Genomic DNA, 19,198 nt, shown 5'->3' on the forward strand with positions numbered 1-19,198 from the left:
TTTCACAATAATTAATTTTCTTATAAAATCTATAATACCTCTAAGAATCCATTTATTTATAGAAGATAGACTTACTATTAAATTAAAGTTACAAATGTAACATAAAAAGTTGAGACAATTTTATCTCAACTTTTTCATTAAAGGCATATTCTTTTAGAAACTTTCTTAGGTGACTAGGAACCTCTGCGACCTTCTTCGAATTTCCAAGACTTATTTTTAAGCCTAAGGTCTAGTCAGCCTTATAGTAGAATTGTTTGGCGTCAGATTGTGGTGATGCTGACTGAGTAATCAAAATACGATCTTTAGTATTATCCGAACCGTCCACAAATCCCTGTACTGTCGGAAGCGTTACTCCCTTAGGAATAAAGACAATCGCTGCTCCGGAAATACCCATTCTTAAACTTGATGTGAGATAGCCATTCTCAAGTTTTCCATTTGTATTTTCAACAACATAATTCTCAGGAGCTGTTAAATTATCCTTAGAAAAATTTAGACTTAAGCCATTCCCATTCTTCCAAGTCCCTTCGAGGCTTTGGAAGTTATTATCCTTGATAGCATTAACATCCATGCCTGTTTGTTCGGTCTTGGTTTCCGTTTTTGATTCTGTTTTGGCCTCTGATGAGCTTGATGATGACTCCGATGTTTGTGAAGAACTTGAAGATTCTGAGCTTTCAGATGTGCTAGCACTAGAGTAATGCTTGAGCAACTCTTGGTAAGCCTCTTGCATATCATCTGGTGCTACCTTATAGGTCTGAACAGCCTTCTTATCGTAATTGCCCTTCCAGTAGTTCGTCACATAGTAAACAGTACCATTAGAGCCGAGAACAATTTGGTAAGAATCCTTATCTTGGTCAACCAAATCCTTATAGAGCTTGTTGTAGCCATTATAATTGCCACCAGTCTTATCATCAGCTGAGAAGTCCTTAAAGAGGGCTTTTTGTTCAGCAGCATCGTCTTCATACATAGCATGTTTCTTATCCTTCAAGGTATAAAGACGGAAGGATGATCTTGGACTATAGTCTGCGGTCTTACCACTATTGTCATTAATCCCTAAAGTAAAGGAATCAACCGTGTTTTTATAGTCCTTGAAATCATAGTTTGAGACTTCCTTGCCATTGATGATACCACTTGGAACACCAGTAATATGTTCATAGCCATCCGCATTGATGAGATTAGCAAGGATGGTAATCGTTTGGCTGCTACCTTTTTCTTTAGGTGCCTTAAATGACAGGAAGGTTGGACTACCATCATTGACCTTGGTGATGCTGTCAAAGCTGCTTTGAACTAAAACAGCATCCTTGGCATAATCAGACTGATAGAGCCATTTCCCAAAAGCTTCCGTGATAGACTTAATGTCCTCAGTCGAATAATCTGCAATATAAGTGGTTTCCTTATCACCATTGACATCGGTCTTAGTCTTGATATCTGCATTTGGCTTATTTGGATCGTTAGAAGACGATTCTGAGCTTGCATCGCTACCTGAGGATGAACTACTTGATTCCAAAATATCCTTAATAATGCTTTTAACTTGGCTACTTGAAGAACTAGACGAAGCCTCGCTAGACTCAACGACTTCAGAGCCTCCCTCAACCTGAGTATAGGTGTCTGATTCAGTCATTTCAACCTTCGCATCTCCTCCAGGTACCATACTTGGTGTGATACGGATAGTACCGTCTGAGCTACCGTTAGTTCCAGGCAACTTAAAGCTCAAAGAACGGTCTTCGCCGGATTGGGCATTAGCCTGATAAGTATCCCCGGTCTCCGTATTTTTGACTTCGTATTTGTCTCCCTTGATCTTACGAACTTCAAAACGCACCTTGTTCCCGGTATTCTTATCGACAACGGTTGTGGCATAAACTCTTGAAGACGATGTAAAAGCCGTGCTCTGAGTGTATTTTCCAAGTACCATGAAGACCAAAAAGACAATCAAGGCTAAACCGATAAACTTTTTATGTTTAAACTGTTTCATGAGGTCCTCCTAGATAAATAGATAGCCAACAACATAGCCAAAGAGAGCAATACAAATCAAGAGCAAAATTTCCAAAACTAAAAACCAGCTAAACTTGAGATCACCCAAACCAACCTTAGACAAAACTTGTCTGAATTTAGAATTTTTCTGTCTGCTCAAGCCACTAGAAAGAGCAAAACCAGTCTTAGCAGCTTCTGCGACTTCCTTATCACTTGGCTTGCGACCATGCTGCACTTGGAAGTCAATCAGCCATTCATCATATTGTTGCATTTATTTCTCCTTCTTCTGAAGTGTGACGAAAAAGAGTAGGGCATAAACTAGGCAATGAAGCACCAAGGCCCACCATTGGCCCCAGAATTCGCCTGTAGAACCTTGAAAAGCCTCCAACTGGCTCTTAGGGACAGGAACATGGTACTTAGCCAAACTAGATGGCAAGTCTGACAAGTCACTAGAAATCCCAAAAAGCTTGTGGCCATAACCTAGATAGATAAATTTTTGTACCCAATCAATGGCCTTTGGCAAAGACAGGATAGTTCCCGACAATGAAAATTGCATGATACCCACAACGACTGCTAGGATAACAGAGGTAATCTCAGATTTGCCAACCAAGGCTGAGATAAAGAGGGCAATAAAATGCGACGCCAAGAAAACCAGGAGCACTGTAATCCCAACTTCCCAACGGTAGGAACCAAAAATATGACCAGCATCTGGAAATTCCTTGTCAAAGAACTTACTAAAGACAGAGTAAGATAGGATAAAGACAATGGTTTCCAAAACGGCAAAGAAGGCGTGAATCCCCATACTAGCCAAGGCGAAGGCTGAACGACTCAAACCTGAGAAAAAGTCACGGTTGAGGACCGAGCGTTCCTTAGAAATATAAATACTGTTTTGAACCACAATCAAGAGACTGGTTGAGAAAAGCAAGAGAAAGAGGGTCATTCGAGTTGTTTCGAAATCTTTCAAAAATCCCTTGTCTTGGATATAGAGGATTAAGCCTTCAAAAGCGACAATGCCCAGAAGAACCTTCACAAAATCCATGTAGTGGTGTTTAAATTTATACCAACTTAATCGTAATGCTGCGTTCATAAATCTCCCTAAATCTTGTAAATACGTGTTGAAGCATTGAGCTCTTGGTAGACATCTGCGATATTCATATCCATATATTTACGAATCATATAAGGATCGCTAGTCTTGTATTCCAAAAGCAACTCTTCATAGGTTCCTGCAAATGTCGGACGTCCCTTAGACAAGAAGATGATCTTGTCAAAAATAGCCAAATTTTCTGTATTGTGAGTAATAACCACAATAGACTTGTTAGCTGATTTAGCCAAGATTTTCAAGGTACGTAAGAGATTACGATCACTAAGGGCATCCAAACCTGAAGATGGCTCATCAAGAATAAAGTAGGGACTAGGGCTAAGAAGCTCAATACCAATAGAGACACGGCGTTTTTGCCCACCAGAAAGCTCTGAGATCTTCTTATTAGCAAATTCCGTCAAGCCTAAATCATCCATGATGCCTGCAATGCGATGCTTTTTAGTCAGCTTACCACTCCCTTTCAGATGGTGGTCCGCATAAAAATCAAAGGTCTCAGATACCTTGAGGTACTCACGTAGGAGATTTTGTTGAGGTACATAGGACCAAGAGCGTGAACCCGCAGTCACAGGTTTGCCATTTTCTAAAATACGAAATTGTTGGCAAGTCGGTTTAAGCTGGCCTAGGAGAATCTCTGTTAACGTTGTTTTCCCTGAACCAGAAGCACCCAAGATACCGACAACTTGGCCAGTCTCCATAGTAACATCCAAATCTGTAAAGAGCTGGTTATCATTTCCCTTATATTTGAAACAGATATGTTCAAATGTTAATTGATTGGTTTCCATTAATATCTCCTAAGACATAAGTAACATCAAAGCCACAATTAGAATGGCTCCGATAATAAGAACGATGACATTGATATTGAAGAAGAGAATCAAGCTTAGTAGAACCACAAAGGCGAAGGCTGCAAAGAGGTAATTTTTAAGAGGTGACTCTTTAGTCTGAGTCACCGCAACAGGTTCAAAAGGGATTTCCTTTTTACCTGATACATTGCTAGCATCAGTGGCCGTCCCCTTCTCAACTTCCGAAGCCTTTCTCTGAGCCTGTCTGAGTTTTCGGTCATATTGTAACTTCTCATGGTCTGAGAAAAAGATTGAGCGAATCGTGTAGAGCTCACTGCGCAAACGCTCACCTTCTTTATCCAAGGTACCATTTGTCCAGAGCTCCTCCAGCTCCTCACGTAAAAAGGAAAGGGCCACGAAACAATCTTGAGCCGACATCTCTGGAGAGATACGGTTACTGACCTCTCTTAAATAAGGCACTGCCTGTCCTGTCTCTGTATCAATTGCTTTGTAGTAGTCTATCATGAGATGAATTTAGCAAAAATAGCTTGAAGTTCTGACAAATCTTCCTTAACCACTTCTTGGGTTTGGTTGACTTGTGCATTGACTGAAAAGCGTGCCACAACAGTATTGCTTCGAGGATCCGACACTGTCACAGTAACAATTTGTTCCGAGTCAAAGGCATAGGTGACTTGCGCCAAGAGCTCGCCTTTCTGACGAGGTTGTGGCACTTGCCCTTCCACTTGTCCTAAAATCTTCACAGCAAATGGATTTTCATAATTTCCTTCTGTGATACGAAGTTTAAACTTACTCTGTCCATCCACGACCGCAAAGAGATCCTTGGTAACAGCCAAAGGCAAGACCGAGTTACGTGGAACCACGACACTATTATAGTAGTCACCCACAAAGCTGTAGTTTTTGTTTGGATTTTTCTTGAAGAGCAGACCGATTCCCTGAGAAGTCACATCCTTGACAACCACTCTATCTGTCTCAGTTGTCTTACCATCCTGGTGTTCAGAGAAGCTAACCTCATTATTGACGATAAGGTCAGCCAAAATAGAAGCCCCTTGTGCCACGATAGTGTCTGGATTAAGGTCAAACTTAGGTTCCAAACCACTCATCAAACGAATCATTTGACGAATCATTGGCATACGTGTTGACCCACCCACAAGGAGAATATGGTCAATCTCTTCCCATTTCAAGCCAGATGCTTGAAGAGTAGATTGCACCTTGATTTCAGTATCTTTGAGGAGGTCCAAGGTAATTTCATTGAAAATCGCTTGAGTAATCAAGACACCGTAACCTTGACCATTGACATAGTGCTCATAGAGAGCTTGGTCATTCACAGATAGACTAGTCTTAATCTGCTCAGCCTTATATTGAAGTTGAATTTTTTCCTTCTCGGAAAGGTTAGTCATATTGACCCCTTGTTTTTCCAACTCCTGCATGATGTAGCCCACAAGACGCTTATCAAAGTCAATCCCACCAAGACGTGAATTCCCATCAGTTGCCAAAATATCATAGGCATGATCAGCCACGCGCATGATGGTAACATCAAAAGTTCCTCCACCAAGGTCGAAGACCAAGACATTTCCTTGAGCATTTTTAGTGTGGGCATAGGCAATGGCCGCAGCTGTAGGCTCATTGATAATACGCAAGACATTAAATCCTGCAATACGACCAGCATTCTTAGTTGCCGCACGTTGATCTGACGTAAAGTAGGCAGGCACTGTGATAACAGCGTCCTTGATACCATCTGCCTGACCCATCTCCTGACCAACTACATAAGCGCGTTTACGAAATTCGTTCAAAACCAAGGCCGAAAGAATAATAGAATTGACACGTGTGTGGTCTGGTGTATCACTAGCAATCGGACGCCCGATGTCACGTTTGAAGTCAAATTTAAAGTTTTCTGTACTTCCGATTTCTGTCCCACGCTCGATGGCTTCTTTACCAAAAGATACATGGTTTTGGCCACTAATATTTGAGAAGTAAACCGCTGAACGTAAGACCTGATCGTCATTCGTCCCCATCGGAATAATCTCTGGCACATCATCACGAACAACAGCCATAACGGAATTCGTTGTTCCTAAATCAATACCAATCGCTTTTTTTCTCATAACAATTTCCCTTCTAGCCTCATTCCTCATTTTGAGTTTTCTTGACTATAGCTCCAAGCAGGCATCCGCTTAGATTGTCTCCATTCATCGCTGTCACATAAAACTCCAAAAGAGTAAAGTTATTCCAGTCTAGTTTTTTTCACTATACTATATTATCACAAATAAAGAGACTATAAAATAGGAAAAAAGGGAGTAGGACCGAACAACTTTTTAAAAATTGTTCCTTGTCCCACTCCCTTGAGTCTCAATCAATCTGATAGACTGGATGAACTTAGAAATACAGGAGTATTATCCACTTAAAGTGTCATGCTTTATAGCAACTAAGATACTCCTACTTTCTAAAAAAGCTGAGAATCTCACCTCAGCTTTCTTTGTTATAGTCAAAGCGAATGACTTGCTCCGTTGCATCTACATACGCGTGGACTCCAAAGGGAACAATCGCTCTTGGAGTTGCGTGTCCGACATTCAGATTATAGACAATCGGGATATTGCTATCAATGATGTCCATTAAAGCCTCCTTATAGTCGTCATAGAAGGTTTCATCCATAGGTTTCCCGACCAAGAGTCCACTGATGACCTCAAATATGCCAGTGTCCTTCAAAGTCCGCAACATTTTTTTGAAGTCCTCAGGTTCAGGCTTTTCTTCGCTTGTTTCTAGCAAGAGGATCTTTCCTTCCCAGTCGGATAAGTCAGGGAAGAGTTTATACTTTTGGCAGAGTTCTCTACTGTCTGCATATCGAGAATTGTCAAAAATATCATAGAGAGACTCGAGACAACCACCGAGGATTTCTCCCTCAAACTGAGCATTGCCTTGTAACAAGTCAAAACCTGTATTTACATGGCTAATACGAGGTGTTCCCAAGGCTTTGGGACTAAAATCAATCCGTTCCTCATACCAAACGTTACTAGGGCGAATTTCTGAGATTTTTCCAGTCTCAATCAATTCTTTAAAGTAGTGGAGGCTATATGGCAACATTTCTTTGTCTAACTCACAAATGTCTGCTAGAAATGATTGACCGTAAAAAGTCTTGACACCTAGTTTATGTAACATGAGATGGTTCATAGTTGTATCCGAGAAACCAAGAAAAGTCTTTGGCTTGATCACCTTTTTTAGCTGGTTATTTTCAAAAAGATAAGGAAGCAAACGATAGGTATCATCTCCACCGATGGCGCATAGGATCATGTCGATGCTATCATCAGAAAAGGCCTGAATCAAATCCTCCGCACGTGCCTCAGGATGTTCTTTGATAAAATCTAAGCCTTTTAGCGAATGAGGTAAAAAGATAGGATTGAGTCCGAGGTCCTTGAGACGTTGAATACCCAAGTCCACTTCGTGCTTGACAAAGTCTTCACCGATAATCCCACTAGATAAACTTATAATACCAATAGTAGAAACCATGTCTTGTCCCTCCTGAAAATAGATTGAGCCTATCTTATCACAGGAGATGAGATAAAACAATAGGTATTATATTAATCAGAGGTTCCCTCCACTAACTTAATCAATCGCATTCTCACCAACATAAATAATTTCTAAATTACCCAAGGAAACATCACCTTTGATGTAGAAGTCCTTGTTAGTTAAGTTGCTAGGATTTTCCTCATGCTGTACAGCTGAAAGAGAGTTATCCACATTCACATGTACCCGCCAATCACTGGGCACATAGAGGCTAAGACTTCCAAGAGAAACGTCCACATCAAACTGAGCAGATGGCCCCTCAATACGGCAATTATCAAAATAAACGGAAGCTTGTCCTAAACTAACATCCGCACTCCCATGCGTAAATTGCTGGTCATTGAGATATTTGGTCACTGCTGAAAAAGTGACATCAATATCATTTCCACCATTATTAGCGTCTGAGCCAGTAGCTCCCAATCCAAAACGATTCTTTGTTTTACTAGAAGAATTGAAGAGAATGTTCAAGCCAATAACTGCAAGAATCGAAGAAAAGATAAGGACCGAATTAGATACTGGAAGAAAATGGAACTGTCCATTAAGTGAAAATAGAGCCACAATGCCATAGGCGAAACCAAGACCAAAATGTCTCTTCAAAAGACTAGAAAGGGACAAAATTGCCAATAAGACTACCCAGGCCAACATCCAAATACTAATTTCCCATTTTATAAAATAGTCTTGTACAATTACCAAAGCTGCCAAAAGGATCAAGAGGATCCCAATTAATTTCTTTCTCATTATCTTACCTCATTTCGTTTAGTCGTTCTTTTAAAACTTGATAGTAGCGTCTTGATACATGGACCTGCTTGTGGGTCTGATAAAAATTCACCGTACTAGTCCCCGAAAAAGACTTCTCTAAAGAATAAATCTGCTTAGCATTAACAATCGTCGATTTGGAAATCCGACAAAAGGCAATCGGAAGCAAGCCTTCCAATTCGTAGAGCTTTTGCTTCACCTCATAGGCCTCATCCTTGGTATGTCCAAAAATCTTTTCCCCGTCTGTTTCAAAAAAGAGAATATTTGCCAAATCCAGAAAATATTCGCTTCGATCCTTGTAAAAGGCTAAAGGAACTAACTTTTGCCTTAGAATAGATTCTTGGAGCTGGGCCAATTCCTGTGTTAACCGAGGAGCTCGAATCAAGATTTCAGGCTCATCCATGGATGGGTCCAATTCGATTCTAACTTTCATAATACTCCTTTCCTGTCTTTTTGATGCTTCCATTATAACAACTGCTTTACACAAAACAAGGCCTTTTGGGCAAGTGGCACGGTTTAGCCCCTAAGAGGTAAAAACAGACAAACAAAAGAACCTGGCTGTTGCCAAGTTCTCATTTTTAGTGTGGAGGACTCCCTCCCATTTGTAATCTGTTCAATGCTGACTAACTGGGCAAGCAACTACTACTTCACAGTATCTTCACGACTCACTTTTTGTGATTCACCAGCCTTACCATTGATACGGTAGTCGCTGTAGTTAGAACCACTACTGCTAGAGTCGCTATCGTCACCAACATATTCCACATTACATGACCAAGAGATTTTATCTTTGATATCTCCTGATGACTTAAATTTCGAATCATAACCATAATAGAAATCATAAACTGCTGTGAAGGTCACCTTGAAGGTCTTCTCACCAGTCTGAACGACTTCTGTGACGTCAACGTCTGAGAAAGAAATACTATCAGCAGCACGGTTTTTAGCACCCGTAGTATTTCTATCAATATCAGCTGTTACATCCTTGTACATGGTATCATCAGTACCATTAAGGAAAATGTCGGATACACCATCTGGTGTTGTGTTGTGATTAGAAGCGTAGCTACCAAATTTACCGTAGGCAGCAGTCAAAAGACGATCTGCCGTATCACGATCAAGAACACCATCAGCATCTAGAGTAACCGTTTGACCTTCAGAGAGTTTCTTAATAGACAGTGTCTCTGTCTTGATAGAGCTACCATCTTCGAAATTCTTCTTAACATAAACGGCTGATGATCCAGCTACTGCTACCTTGTTAACATCTAGTTTCCCTGAGTTAAGGGTTCCAATCTTGGTACCACCAACGTAGAGGTCTCCATCCTTAAGATTAGACTTAACAGTAAAGCTAAGATACTCTACAGAAAGATTGACTTCTGTTTTAGAGGTCACATTTTCCTCAGATGAGACAGTGATATCTTGATCATTGACCTTACCAGAAGCCACAAAATTGTAAGTTCCTGGATAGAGATGGTTCAATTTAGCCGTGTAGTTATTGCCATCTGTAGTCGCATAAGAAACCCCGTTAATAGTCACATTCAAATCAGCTGTATTAACGGTTAAATCAACCGTTCCAGGATCTACCACGACTCTCCACTTAGGAAAAATAAGGAACTGACGCCCAACCTTTTGCATACGTTCGCCAGACAGGAGTTGGCTCTTGCTATAGGCTTGTGTACTTTTAGTGTCTGTGTACTTGACTTCGGATGTTTTAATTTCCTTTTTAGTATCAGACCATACTTGGTATTCCAAGCTATCTTTAAAGCTCTTCTTAGCTGCTGCTTCATAACGCTCTGCTACTTGACCACGTGAGTAGTAATAAGAACCAAAGCCGTAACTAGCAAGCGCTAAGACTGCTGCAACAACACCAGCAATAATCAGGATTTTCTTTCCTTTAGCCATGGCTGGCTTGGCTGGTTTCGCTGCCTTACCATCTGAGATAAACTGATGGATGGTTGACACATCATAACCTGAAGACTTACCAAGTAGGAATTCCTCAGGGAGAGGCTGACGTCCAACATAGGTTTTAAAAGCCTTCATCCAGATGGCTTGTGCTTCTTTAGAAGCAGCCTCTGAATTTTTTTCAGTTTGACCTTGATCTGCTTGAGATACTGGTGAAAGCTCCTTAGTTTCTAAAGGAGTCGTTTCCTCTTCATCACCAAGCGGTACATCTTCAAACACTTCCTCGGCAACGTCATACTCATCAACTTCTTCTGTTGGTTCAGAAGGAGTGGCTTCTTGGTCCAAGCCCATTGCCGAAATGCCTTTAATAGCCTTTAAGTCAAAGTCTGCTTTCTGGCCTTCTTCAATCTCCAAAACATGGGGCGGACGACCAACTGCCTTTTCAAATAAATCAATCCACTTTTCTTTTGTTGCCATAAAGACTCCTATAAACTTACTTTTTCAAAAATTGCTAGATGTTTGCTTAGAATAGAAGACCTACTGTAAATGATGACATGATAGCAAATACGATTGCAAACAAGATTGACAAAATCACACCATTCAAAAGTGCTGCCAAAATCATTTGATAGAACTTATCAGCCTTCCACGCTGTTGTTACAGGAACAATTGTAAATAGATTAGCAATTGCAAATAAGAAGTAAACAACATAGAACAAGAATCCTGGGAAGGCAACAAGTCCAATAGCTCCCAACAAGATTGTTACAAGCAAGATTGGCAAGGCTAATGATGTCAAACGACCAAAACGATCAAAGCTATTCAAGAAAGTAGTCTCAGGGTCACGGAAGATGGCCTTACGTGTCACAAATCCTGCCAAGATAAAGGCAAAGATAAAGAGGAAGGCAGCTAGGATACTTGCGAAGAAGGCTCCAAAACCAATGCTAGATGTATGACTTGAAACTGGAGATGAGTAAGCATCTGTTCCATAAGAACCAAACATACTAGACAGTACATTTGTGGTTGACACAATTGAGCTAACAACTTTACGTGCAACAGCGCTCAAAATTGCAAAGAATGCAAGTCCAGTCAAGAGTGACAAGAAGATGTAGTTAAGCCAACCATTGTGCTTACCATAATCTGTCATGTCAGCTGGACGACGCCATGCATTAAGCAACCATGTCCAATAGTTTTTGAAAGTTGTCGCAAATGCTGATGGTTGTGCTGGAACAACTACAGCTTGGCCATTGATAAATTGAACATTTTGACCTGGTTGAAGCGGTTGACCGTTAGCAAAAGCTGTTTGTTGACCAGCTTGAGCATTGGCAAAACCAGCTTGTGGTTGCACTGCTTGATTTGGCACTCCTTGTACTGGAGCAGTTTGAGCCCCTGCAAAGGTTGGTTGTGCTTGAGCAGCCTGAGCATTTGCAAAAGGAGCTTGCGGTTGTGCTTCTTGTGCACCAGCAAAAGTTGGCTGCGGCTGCGCCTCTTGTGCACCAGCGAAAGTTGGCTGTGGCTGCGCCTCTTGTGCTGGTGTTTCTTGGGCACTAGCAAAAGCTGGTTGAACTGGTGCTTCTTGTACTGGAGCAGTTTCTACTGCTGGGGCGTCATCTTGGAACTCACCAGCTGCAAGTGCTGCTGCAATTTCTTCTTCAGTCGCTGAACGACCATTGATGGCTTCAAAAAAGTCTAACCAATCTGCTTTAGTCATAATAATCTCCTTAAAAATACATAGAATGTCTTTATTTTATCACAAATAAAGACATTAATAAATGTCATTTTTATTAGAAAAAGGCTTGGAGCAAACTGTCCAAACCTTTATATCTTCTTACTTATTTCTTTGTAGAGATTTTTGAATCTGACGATCCAGCTCTCGTTTAATGTGTGGTTCTGGTGCAAATCGCGCTTCCCAATCACTTGGTTTAAGAATTTTGTGAGTCACAGGATCAAAGTGAGCTTTGCCATCTGGGAAAATTTTCCCCATATTAGCCTCATGAACCGTATCAAAGAAAGGCTTAGGATCCACCCCCATAAGGACAAATGAACCATAGGTCAAGTAAAGCAAGTCAGTCAAAGCATCCACCTGACCAACCATCGTTGACTCTGAGTGCTCTTTAGAACTAACTTTGAGGGCCGCCTTATCAAGAGCAGCATGCAAATCCAGAACAGCCTGACCAAAGACACGCTTGTCCCCACCTGATGAAGCATAAAGAAATTCGACGATTTCTTCCAACTTGAAGTCCGCACGGTGACTAGCTTCCTCAATACCGTAAACACGAGGCATGTCGTTAGTTGAGCCATCCATCAAATGGTGGAAATCCTTAACCTTGTTGAAGTTGTCATCATCACTGGTAAATGAATTTTCTGTCTCAAAATGAATCAAACCGTAGTGTGACAAGGCTTTGGCAATCCCATTCTGGTTATTAGTATCAGTGACATGGGTAGCCTGGTCTTTCAGCTCGTCTTCACCATTACCCATGGCAACACCAATGCCGACGCCAGACAGCATTTCTAGGTCATTTTCCGAATCCCCAAAGGCCATAACCTCACTGAGTTCGAAACCAAAAACCTCACCTAGATGAGCGATACCTTTTAACTTAGATTGGTCCGCTGAAATAATATCGGCTGAATAAGGACTTGAACGGGTAATCTTCACATGAGGAAACTTTTCTTCAATATCTTGTGTTTCCCCCACCGTCGCTACCATAACCACCTGATAAATAGGCTCACGCATGATAGTCTTAAGAGTCTCAATACTTTGTGGCTTGAAACGACGAATCAAAGACTTGAAACTACGTTCCACCATCTTAGCCCAGGACTTAGGGACAATACGGCTGACGATTTGTCCAAACTTACTCGTTCCCATACTAATAATATTGGAACCAACAAGACCTGTGCTAGTCCCTAGAGAAATCTCTCTACGGTGCTTGGTGGCATAGCGAATCAAGTTGTAGACTGTTGATTTAGGGAGCTGATTTTGATACAGGACCTTGTCATGAGTCAAAATATATTGACCATTATAAGTGACTGCAAAATCCAGACCCAGATTGTCCATGAAAGGCTGAACAAATCCTGGACCACGACCTGTTGCCAAACCAACCAAGATACCATCTTCCTTCATTTGACTGATAGCTTTTTTGGTTGAACTTGACACACGTTTTCGGTCATTTAGAAAAGTCCCATCAATATCAAAAAAGACTGCTTTAATGGCCACAGAGCTCCCCTCCTTCTAACATATTATGCTAAAATAAATTATAACATATAATATAATGGTGAGTAATATAAATGACAAAAAAAATCCTAGTCCTTCACACTGGAGGAACAATTTCCATGTCAGCGGATAATGATGGCAAGGTCAGTCAAAACGCTGATAATCCCATGAACCATGTGGGGCTTGATTTAGACAATTTAGAACTAACCGTTCTCGATTTTCTTAATATCCCTAGCCCACATATCACACCCTACCACATGCTGGATATTTACAAAAAAATCAAGGAAACAGCTGGGCAATATGATGGTGTGGTCATCACCCACGGAACAGATACTCTGGAAGAGACAGCCTACTTCCTAGACACCATGGCCGTCCCTGAGATTCCAATCGTCCTAACTGGTGCCATGCGTTCGTCGAACGAACTAGGAAGCGACGGAGTCTATAACTATCTCTCAGCCCTACGTGTTGCTAGCGACGACAAGGCCGCTGACAAAGGAATCCTGGTCGTTATGAATGATGAAATCCATGCAGCCAAGTATGTGACTAAGACCCATACCACAAACGTGGCAACCTTCCACACACCAACCCACGGTCCACTAGGAATCATCATGAAGCATGACATCCTCTGGTTCAAAACTGCAGAGCCTCGGGTTCGTTTTGACTTGGAACAAATCACAGGAACAGTACCAATCATCAAGGCCTATGCTGGGATGGGTATCGGAGATGGAATCATCAGTCTCCTAGACCCTGAAAAGATTGATGGCGTGGTTATCGAGGCACTAGGTGCTGGAAACCTCCCACCATTGGCTGCAAGAGAAATCACAAATCTTATGGAAAAAGGAGTCCCTGTTGTGCTCGTTTCCCGCTGCTTCAACGGTATCGCCGAACCTGTCTACGCCTATGAAGGCGGGGGAGTCAAACTCCAAGAAGCTGGCGTTATGTTTGTTAAAGAACTCAACGCACCAAAGGCTCGCCTCAAACTCCTCATCGCACTCAGTGCGGGACTCAAAGACCAAGAATTGAAAGACTATATCGAGGGATAAGACATGAAACTTAGTATTGAAGCAACCGATAAATTGGAAAATAAAGATTTCCACTATGAGCTGACAGTCTCAAAAACACATATCGCCATGGTCTGTGGCACCGTGCTAGTCAGTCTAGCCCTGGTCGCATGGTTGAAGAAAAAATAAAAAGCTTGAAGCATGATCACTAGAGAAGTGACTACTGCTTCAGGCTTTTAATTTTCTTCATCTGATCTATATTCAAGAATATCTCCTGGTTGGCAATCTAACTCCTTACAAATAGCATCCAGAGTCGTAAAACGGATTGCCTTGGCCTTGCCGGTCTTTAGAACCGAGAGATTGGCTGGGGTAATACCAATACGTTCTGCCAACTCACCCGAGCGCATCTTCTTCTTGGCAAGTTCAACGTCCAAATTGACAATAATCATATGCCCCTCCTAAATCGTGTACTCATTTTCCTCAGCAATGGCATTAGCCTTAGTCAAAATCATAGCAACAGCATAGAGGACAAAGCTAACTAGCAAATAACTGATGTTAAAGAAACTATAACTATGGCTGCCTGTTCCAAATGTAAAGATACCATTATTGATAAAAGCCCCAAGAACTAGCAAATGCGCTGACCAACGAACCAACTTAGCATTTTTAGCAATGAAAATATCAGAACGATAAAGATTAATCAAAAAGGCACGTAGGCACAACAAGAAACCTATGTTGACTACCATACGAAGGAAATCAATGGTTGCTGCAAAAAGCGTCAGACTAGGACCCTTGCTTTTCACGGTAACTCCCGACCCAAGAAGCATACGCAAACCTTGTTGTAAGAGTCCTTCATGACCAGTCAGGATAAAGGCATCATTAAGAATGGTAATAACAAGACTTAAAAAGCCCGCAAAAAGGAGGACATTAACGAACAGGAGAACACTACGCAGACGTTTCTGTTCTTGCGTCTCCTGACGATTTTTAGCACTTTTAGCCGATTTCCAACCATAATAACTAGAGCCAGCCAAGGCTAGGACGATTAAAAAATAGAATAAGATAGTTGTCATGTGTTACCTCGATTGTAAATACATTTTGATTTTTTGGGAGTATAGACTAGAAAAAGCCAAGGTGCCCTTGACCTTATACTAAATCAGCAGCTAACTATTAACAGTATCAATTATATCGAATATCAATATAAAATACTAGTTTATAGATAAGATTTTACTACTTTTCAACTAAGATACATTCAATTATTTGACAGCTGTGTGTCCCTTACGAAGACGGATAGCATCACAAGCTAGAGAGACCAAGAAGAGCCAAACTGATGTGCTGAAGTCCATTACTAGGTGATCTGTCGTTCCCAACTGCAAGAAGATATTCAAGGCTGATGGCACAAAGGTTAGAAGGGCAGCCTTTTTCAAGAAAAGAGAGAAATCTTCGGTCCAAAGTGCCTTCCAAGTAAAGTCTTTAAGCTCTTTACGAAGGAGCCAAATCAAGGCAAGATAGAAGGCAAATTGTAGCTCTGCGACCAGCCAGTAACCCCAACCAGAAAGGTATTGAACCTCTGCACCTGGGAAAAGATTGGCCACGTTCACAAAAGGAAGGATAAGTAAAGCAAGCATTGCAAGACCGTAGATTGCCATAAGAAGAATAAGAAGAGCGTTGATGATTAGTTTAAGTGTTTTCATAATAAGTATTTCCTTTATTAAATAGTTTTTAGTATATAATTTCTCTTTTTCGCGAATAAGATTATCTTTATCGAAAACTTATTATCGTTTATCGATAATTATATATTACACTCTTTATTTCTCCTTGTCAACACATTTTTATCGTTTTTCGATATTTTTTATCTAAAAATCAAAAAAATAAAAACCAGTCAAGAAAATCTCAACTGGTTAGCTTACTTATGTTAATCGCCCAGACTGGTCATGCTTCCGTCTAGACTTTTTTATGATTTTAAGAAGAGGGATTCTACGTTATGAAAAAAAGGAAAAAGGGATTTTGGAAAATGAGGGATGAAAGTTGTAGAATATGGGTAAATTTAGCCTCTTCCTAGCATCAATACTAGTTTTGATAAACCTTAAAGTCTTGAGGATGCTTCTGGAAATTTGGGTTGTAGGTTACTTTAATTTTTACTGTCATTGTTATGTCCTCCTTTTTAGGAATGGTTTGGCCTAGCCAAAACGTTTTATTATCAAAACCTATCTCGTTTTGATGGTTTTATTATAGGTTGCCTAACTTAAAGAAAGCTTGTAATAAGCTTGAAGGAAACTTAAAACTCTCAGTGAGTTTACTGAGAGTTTTTCTATCTAAAGCATGGATAAAATAATTCCCAAGGTCAGAGCCACCCAAACGGCATAGCGAATTGTCGCATGATAGCGGTAACTTTCAATAACCTTGGGTAGCTTTGTAAAGAGATAGGCAATGTAGGCAACTATGGAAAGAAAATACCCTTTAAAATTCCAGGACGAGCCTAAGATACTAAAATCTTCGAATAGGGGCACAAGCATCAGTACAGCTGTAAGCATGCACCAAACTGGCAGAAGCGTTCTTTCCTTTTGATGCTGTATATGGATAATCAGTTGAGCTATAAGACCCGCGACGTACATAATCAGTAATACCGAACAAGCTAGAGAGATAAGAAGTGAATAAAGATATAGGGTATGAAAGTCTGTCTTTCCTTCTATCAGCTTTGTCAATTCGGTAATAAACCAAATCAAGATGAAGGCGAAAAAATAAAATATAAGACCTAACATCATAAGAAACAAGGGATGCAAGATAGCAAAAAAATCGAGTTTTAACTGTCTTTTGTTCATTAGTTTCCTCCTCAATCAAACTCGCCTTGGCTTCTCAAATGTGCTCCTAGCACCTGCCATTCAGGATTCTCTCGCCAGTTAGGGTCAGATACAATTTGGCTAGCCACCCGTCTGGCTTCCTCTAAGATATTGTAGTCTTCCACAATATCGGCCACCTGAAATTCAGGAATACCTGACTGACGTGTCCCAAAGATTTCTCCTGAACCACGCATTTTTAGGTCCTCTTCTGCTAGAACAAAACCATCCGTAGTCTCACACATGGCCTGCATGCGTTTTTTTCCAGTATCATTTTTAGGATTGGCCACCAAGACACAGTAGGACTGCTTATGGCCACGACCTACACGTCCTCGAAGTTGGTGAAGCTGGCTAAGTCCAAAGCGGTCGGCATCCATAATGATCATGACTGTAGCATTTGGCACGTTAACCCCTACTTCGATAACTGTGGTTGATACTAAAATCTGAGACTTTCTTTCCTTGAAGTCCTGCATAATTTGGTCTTTTTCATCATTTTTCATGCGACCGTGCATCAGAGCCACTGTAGCTAAATCCCCAAAAAAATCTGTGAGTTCCTGATGAAGGGCCACCGCATTTTTCAAATCGAGAGCCTCGGACTCTTCAATCAAAGGTGAGATAAAATAGACCTGAGCATCTTTTTCCAACTCACCCTTGATCCAAGTCAGTACGGTATCTAGTTGCTCATGTTTAACCCAACGGGTAATAATGGGCTTACGCCCAGCCGGCATCTGGTCAATGATTGACACATCCATCTCTCCAAAGGCAGTAATCGCCAAGGTCCTAGGGATAGGTGTCGCTGTCATCATGAGGACATCAGGATTATCACCTTTCTCACGGAAAATACGACGTTGATTAACCCCAAAACGGTGTTGCTCATCAGTAATTACTAGGCCAAGCCTGTGATAAGTCACAGCATCCTGAATCAGTGAGTGAGTCCCCACGATCATCTGAGCCTCCCCAGATTCGATTTTGGAAAGAGCTACTTTTTTGTCCGCTGCCTTCATCCCAGAAGTTAGGAGCACTACCTCTAGCTCAGGAAAAAGCCCCTGCAAACTCTGATAATGCTGCTCTGCTAAGATTTCCGTCGGTACCATGAGAGCAGACTGCAATCTTGCCGTATAGGCCCCATACATAGCCAGGCTAGCGATAACTGTTTTCCCTGAGCCCACATCTCCTTGCAAAAGACGGTTCATATGAGCTCCAGATTTCATATCAGCTAGGATTTCCGATAAACTGCGCTGTTGGGCTTCTGTCAAGGGGAATGGTAATTCTGCAATTTTGGCTTTGATTTTGGCCTCATCGTAAGCAATTGCTATACCATTGGTTTCGGACTTATTCTCAGCCTTCAGCACCTGTAAGTTCATCTGGAAATAAAAGAGCTCCTCAAACTTGGTCCTACGTAGAGCCTGCTTATATTCAGCCAAATCTTTCGGAAAATGCATAGCACGCACAGCCTCTTGGCGTCCCATAAGACGATACTTGTCCATAAGCACCTGTGGGAGACTCTCCTCCAATAAATTCAAGGCCCCACTATCAAAAGCTGCCTTTATTGCCTTTATCAGCTGGGCCTGACTAACGCCTTGGGCCACATGGTAAACTGGCTGCATATCGTCCTCAACTTGAGCCAACACTTTCATACCAGTCACTGCAGACTTCTTCTGGTCCCATTTGCCAAAAATAGCCACTTCTGCCCCCATCTCAATCTTGTCCACAAGATAAGGCTGGTTGAAGAAACTAATGGCAATCACTGCTTCTCCTTGCTTGATTTTAAAACTCAGACGATTACGTTTAAAGCCATAATATTGCACATTGGCAGGTGTCACCACCGTTCCCGTAATAACAGCCTTTTCGCCATCCATCAGTTCAAAGATAGACTTACTCTTAAAATCTTCATATCGGAAAGGAAAATAAAGCAAGAGGTCCCCAACCGTGTGCAAATCTAATTTGGTAAATTTTTCAGCGGACTTAGGACCAAAACCTTTCAAATCCGCAATTGGTGAATCTAGTCGAATCATATCCTCTATCATTTCTATCGTGTTCTTCTCCTCGTGAAAGAGGAAGCCTTATCAGCTATTATAACACATGAAAATGGA

19 protein-coding genes are annotated in these 19,198 nt (G+C 41.2%); 2 read left to right on the forward strand and 17 right to left on the reverse strand.

Annotation, left to right across the window (positions count from 1 at the left end; genetic code table 11):
• Positions 1-229: 229 nt before the first annotated feature.
• The 12 genes from HMPREF3112_RS02815 to HMPREF3112_RS02870 all read right to left on the reverse strand — a co-directional run bounded on the left by HMPREF3112_RS02815 (position 230) and on the right by HMPREF3112_RS02870 (position 13,276).
• Positions 230-1,969 carry a DUF6287 domain-containing protein gene (locus HMPREF3112_RS02815; protein WP_070437911.1) on the reverse strand — a complete coding sequence of 580 codons (1,740 nt, stop codon included), beginning with the start codon at positions 1,967-1,969 and terminating at the stop codon, positions 230-232.
• Positions 1,970-1,978: 9 nt separating this feature from the next.
• Positions 1,979-2,239: a hypothetical protein gene (locus HMPREF3112_RS02820; protein ID WP_002884593.1), complete on the reverse strand. Its 261-nt coding sequence runs from the start codon at positions 2,237-2,239 to the stop codon at positions 1,979-1,981.
• Positions 2,240-3,055 (reverse strand): ABC transporter permease, encoded by an 816-nt coding sequence (locus tag HMPREF3112_RS02825; protein WP_037604722.1) that lies wholly within the window; start codon positions 3,053-3,055, stop codon positions 2,240-2,242.
• Positions 3,056-3,063: 8 nt separating this feature from the next.
• The gene (locus HMPREF3112_RS02830) at positions 3,064-3,849 is read right to left on the reverse strand and encodes an ATP-binding cassette domain-containing protein (RefSeq protein WP_002891779.1); all 786 of its coding nucleotides are present in this window, start codon (positions 3,847-3,849) and stop codon (positions 3,064-3,066) included.
• Positions 3,850-3,858: 9 nt separating this feature from the next.
• The gene (locus tag HMPREF3112_RS02835) at positions 3,859-4,371 is read right to left on the reverse strand and encodes a hypothetical protein (protein ID WP_070437913.1); all 513 of its coding nucleotides are present in this window, start codon (positions 4,369-4,371) and stop codon (positions 3,859-3,861) included.
• The gene (locus HMPREF3112_RS02840) at positions 4,368-5,966 is read right to left on the reverse strand and encodes an Hsp70 family protein (protein ID WP_070437916.1); all 1,599 of its coding nucleotides are present in this window, start codon (positions 5,964-5,966) and stop codon (positions 4,368-4,370) included. The genes HMPREF3112_RS02835 and HMPREF3112_RS02840 overlap by 4 nt, the downstream gene beginning before the upstream one ends.
• A 361-nt stretch (positions 5,967-6,327) precedes the next feature.
• Positions 6,328-7,365: a S66 family peptidase gene (locus tag HMPREF3112_RS02845; protein ID WP_070437919.1), complete on the reverse strand. Its 1,038-nt coding sequence runs from the start codon at positions 7,363-7,365 to the stop codon at positions 6,328-6,330.
• 96 nt (positions 7,366-7,461) lie between these two features.
• On the reverse strand, positions 7,462-8,157 hold the full coding sequence (locus tag HMPREF3112_RS02850) for a hypothetical protein (RefSeq protein ID WP_070437922.1): 696 nt from the start codon (positions 8,155-8,157) through the stop codon (positions 7,462-7,464).
• A 4-nt stretch (positions 8,158-8,161) separates the two neighbouring features.
• Positions 8,162-8,608 (reverse strand): LytTR family DNA-binding domain-containing protein, encoded by a 447-nt coding sequence (locus tag HMPREF3112_RS02855; protein WP_070437925.1) that lies wholly within the window; start codon positions 8,606-8,608, stop codon positions 8,162-8,164.
• A 209-nt stretch (positions 8,609-8,817) separates the two neighbouring features.
• Positions 8,818-10,545, reverse strand: coding sequence for a zinc ribbon domain-containing protein (locus HMPREF3112_RS02860; protein ID WP_070437928.1), 1,728 nt, complete (start codon positions 10,543-10,545; stop codon positions 8,818-8,820).
• A 46-nt stretch (positions 10,546-10,591) separates the two neighbouring features.
• Positions 10,592-11,773, reverse strand: coding sequence for a DUF6574 domain-containing protein (locus HMPREF3112_RS02865; RefSeq protein WP_070437931.1), 1,182 nt, complete (start codon positions 11,771-11,773; stop codon positions 10,592-10,594).
• 117 nt (positions 11,774-11,890) lie between these two features.
• A complete protein-coding gene (locus HMPREF3112_RS02870) occupies positions 11,891-13,276 on the reverse strand; it encodes a Cof-type HAD-IIB family hydrolase (RefSeq protein ID WP_048790091.1) in 1,386 nt (461 codons plus the stop codon).
• A gap of 71 nt (positions 13,277-13,347) precedes the next feature.
• Here HMPREF3112_RS02870 and HMPREF3112_RS02875 point away from each other — a divergent pair, with 71 nt between their 5' ends.
• Entirely contained in the window at positions 13,348-14,316 is a 969-nt protein-coding gene (locus tag HMPREF3112_RS02875; RefSeq protein ID WP_037602584.1) for an asparaginase, read from the forward strand.
• 3 nt (positions 14,317-14,319) lie between these two features.
• Positions 14,320-14,463, forward strand: coding sequence for a hypothetical protein (locus tag HMPREF3112_RS11390; protein ID WP_002884712.1), 144 nt, complete (start codon positions 14,320-14,322; stop codon positions 14,461-14,463).
• A gap of 47 nt (positions 14,464-14,510) precedes the next feature.
• Here the strand turns inward: HMPREF3112_RS11390 and HMPREF3112_RS02880 are convergent, their stop codons facing one another.
• The 5 genes from HMPREF3112_RS02880 to recG form a co-directional block, all read right to left on the reverse strand.
• Positions 14,511-14,723: a helix-turn-helix domain-containing protein gene (locus HMPREF3112_RS02880; RefSeq protein ID WP_022496194.1), complete on the reverse strand. Its 213-nt coding sequence runs from the start codon at positions 14,721-14,723 to the stop codon at positions 14,511-14,513.
• Between the two features lie 9 nt (positions 14,724-14,732).
• Complete coding sequence (locus tag HMPREF3112_RS02885; protein WP_070437934.1) at positions 14,733-15,341, reverse strand: DUF2975 domain-containing protein; 609 nt, start codon at positions 15,339-15,341, stop codon at positions 14,733-14,735.
• A 183-nt stretch (positions 15,342-15,524) separates the two neighbouring features.
• Positions 15,525-15,962, reverse strand: coding sequence for a hypothetical protein (locus HMPREF3112_RS02890; RefSeq protein WP_070437936.1), 438 nt, complete (start codon positions 15,960-15,962; stop codon positions 15,525-15,527).
• Positions 15,963-16,583: 621 nt separating this feature from the next.
• Positions 16,584-17,090, reverse strand: a complete 507-nt coding sequence (locus tag HMPREF3112_RS02895; protein ID WP_070437938.1) for a hypothetical protein — start codon at positions 17,088-17,090, stop codon at positions 16,584-16,586.
• A gap of 11 nt (positions 17,091-17,101) precedes the next feature.
• Positions 17,102-19,132: an ATP-dependent DNA helicase RecG gene (gene recG, locus HMPREF3112_RS02900; protein WP_256262646.1), complete on the reverse strand. Its 2,031-nt coding sequence runs from the start codon at positions 19,130-19,132 to the stop codon at positions 17,102-17,104.
• Positions 19,133-19,198 lie beyond the last annotated feature (66 nt).

Source organism: Streptococcus sp. HMSC10E12, from assembly GCF_001807855.1.
GTDB classification, from domain to species: Bacteria; Bacillota; Bacilli; order Lactobacillales; family Streptococcaceae; genus Streptococcus; species Streptococcus salivarius.

What these genes read in the sequence shown, in the direction of transcription:
- HMPREF3112_RS02815 (WP_070437911.1), bottom strand. Translation starts at nt 1,969, where the DNA reads ATGAAACAGTTTAAACATAAAAAGTTTATCGGTTTAGCCTTGATTGTC.
- HMPREF3112_RS02820 (WP_002884593.1), bottom strand. Translation starts at nt 2,239, where the DNA reads ATGCAACAATATGATGAATGGCTGATTGACTTCCAAGTGCAGCATGGT.
- HMPREF3112_RS02825 (WP_037604722.1), bottom strand. Translation starts at nt 3,055, where the DNA reads ATGAACGCAGCATTACGATTAAGTTGGTATAAATTTAAACACCACTAC.
- HMPREF3112_RS02830 (WP_002891779.1), bottom strand. Translation starts at nt 3,849, where the DNA reads ATGGAAACCAATCAATTAACATTTGAACATATCTGTTTCAAATATAAG.
- HMPREF3112_RS02835 (WP_070437913.1), bottom strand. Translation starts at nt 4,371, where the DNA reads ATGATAGACTACTACAAAGCAATTGATACAGAGACAGGACAGGCAGTG.
- HMPREF3112_RS02840 (WP_070437916.1), bottom strand. Translation starts at nt 5,966, where the DNA reads ATGAGAAAAAAAGCGATTGGTATTGATTTAGGAACAACGAATTCCGTT.
- HMPREF3112_RS02845 (WP_070437919.1), bottom strand. Translation starts at nt 7,365, where the DNA reads ATGGTTTCTACTATTGGTATTATAAGTTTATCTAGTGGGATTATCGGT.
- HMPREF3112_RS02850 (WP_070437922.1), bottom strand. Translation starts at nt 8,157, where the DNA reads ATGAGAAAGAAATTAATTGGGATCCTCTTGATCCTTTTGGCAGCTTTG.
- HMPREF3112_RS02855 (WP_070437925.1), bottom strand. Translation starts at nt 8,608, where the DNA reads ATGAAAGTTAGAATCGAATTGGACCCATCCATGGATGAGCCTGAAATC.
- HMPREF3112_RS02860 (WP_070437928.1), bottom strand. Translation starts at nt 10,545, where the DNA reads ATGGCAACAAAAGAAAAGTGGATTGATTTATTTGAAAAGGCAGTTGGT.
- HMPREF3112_RS02865 (WP_070437931.1), bottom strand. Translation starts at nt 11,773, where the DNA reads ATGACTAAAGCAGATTGGTTAGACTTTTTTGAAGCCATCAATGGTCGT.
- HMPREF3112_RS02875 (WP_037602584.1), top strand. Translation starts at nt 13,348, where the DNA reads ATGACAAAAAAAATCCTAGTCCTTCACACTGGAGGAACAATTTCCATG.
- HMPREF3112_RS11390 (WP_002884712.1), top strand. Translation starts at nt 14,320, where the DNA reads ATGAAACTTAGTATTGAAGCAACCGATAAATTGGAAAATAAAGATTTC.
- HMPREF3112_RS02880 (WP_022496194.1), bottom strand. Translation starts at nt 14,723, where the DNA reads ATGATTATTGTCAATTTGGACGTTGAACTTGCCAAGAAGAAGATGCGC.
- HMPREF3112_RS02885 (WP_070437934.1), bottom strand. Translation starts at nt 15,341, where the DNA reads ATGACAACTATCTTATTCTATTTTTTAATCGTCCTAGCCTTGGCTGGC.
- HMPREF3112_RS02890 (WP_070437936.1), bottom strand. Translation starts at nt 15,962, where the DNA reads ATGAAAACACTTAAACTAATCATCAACGCTCTTCTTATTCTTCTTATG.
- HMPREF3112_RS02895 (WP_070437938.1), bottom strand. Translation starts at nt 17,090, where the DNA reads ATGAACAAAAGACAGTTAAAACTCGATTTTTTTGCTATCTTGCATCCC.
- recG (WP_256262646.1), bottom strand. Translation starts at nt 19,132, where the DNA reads ATGATAGAGGATATGATTCGACTAGATTCACCAATTGCGGATTTGAAA.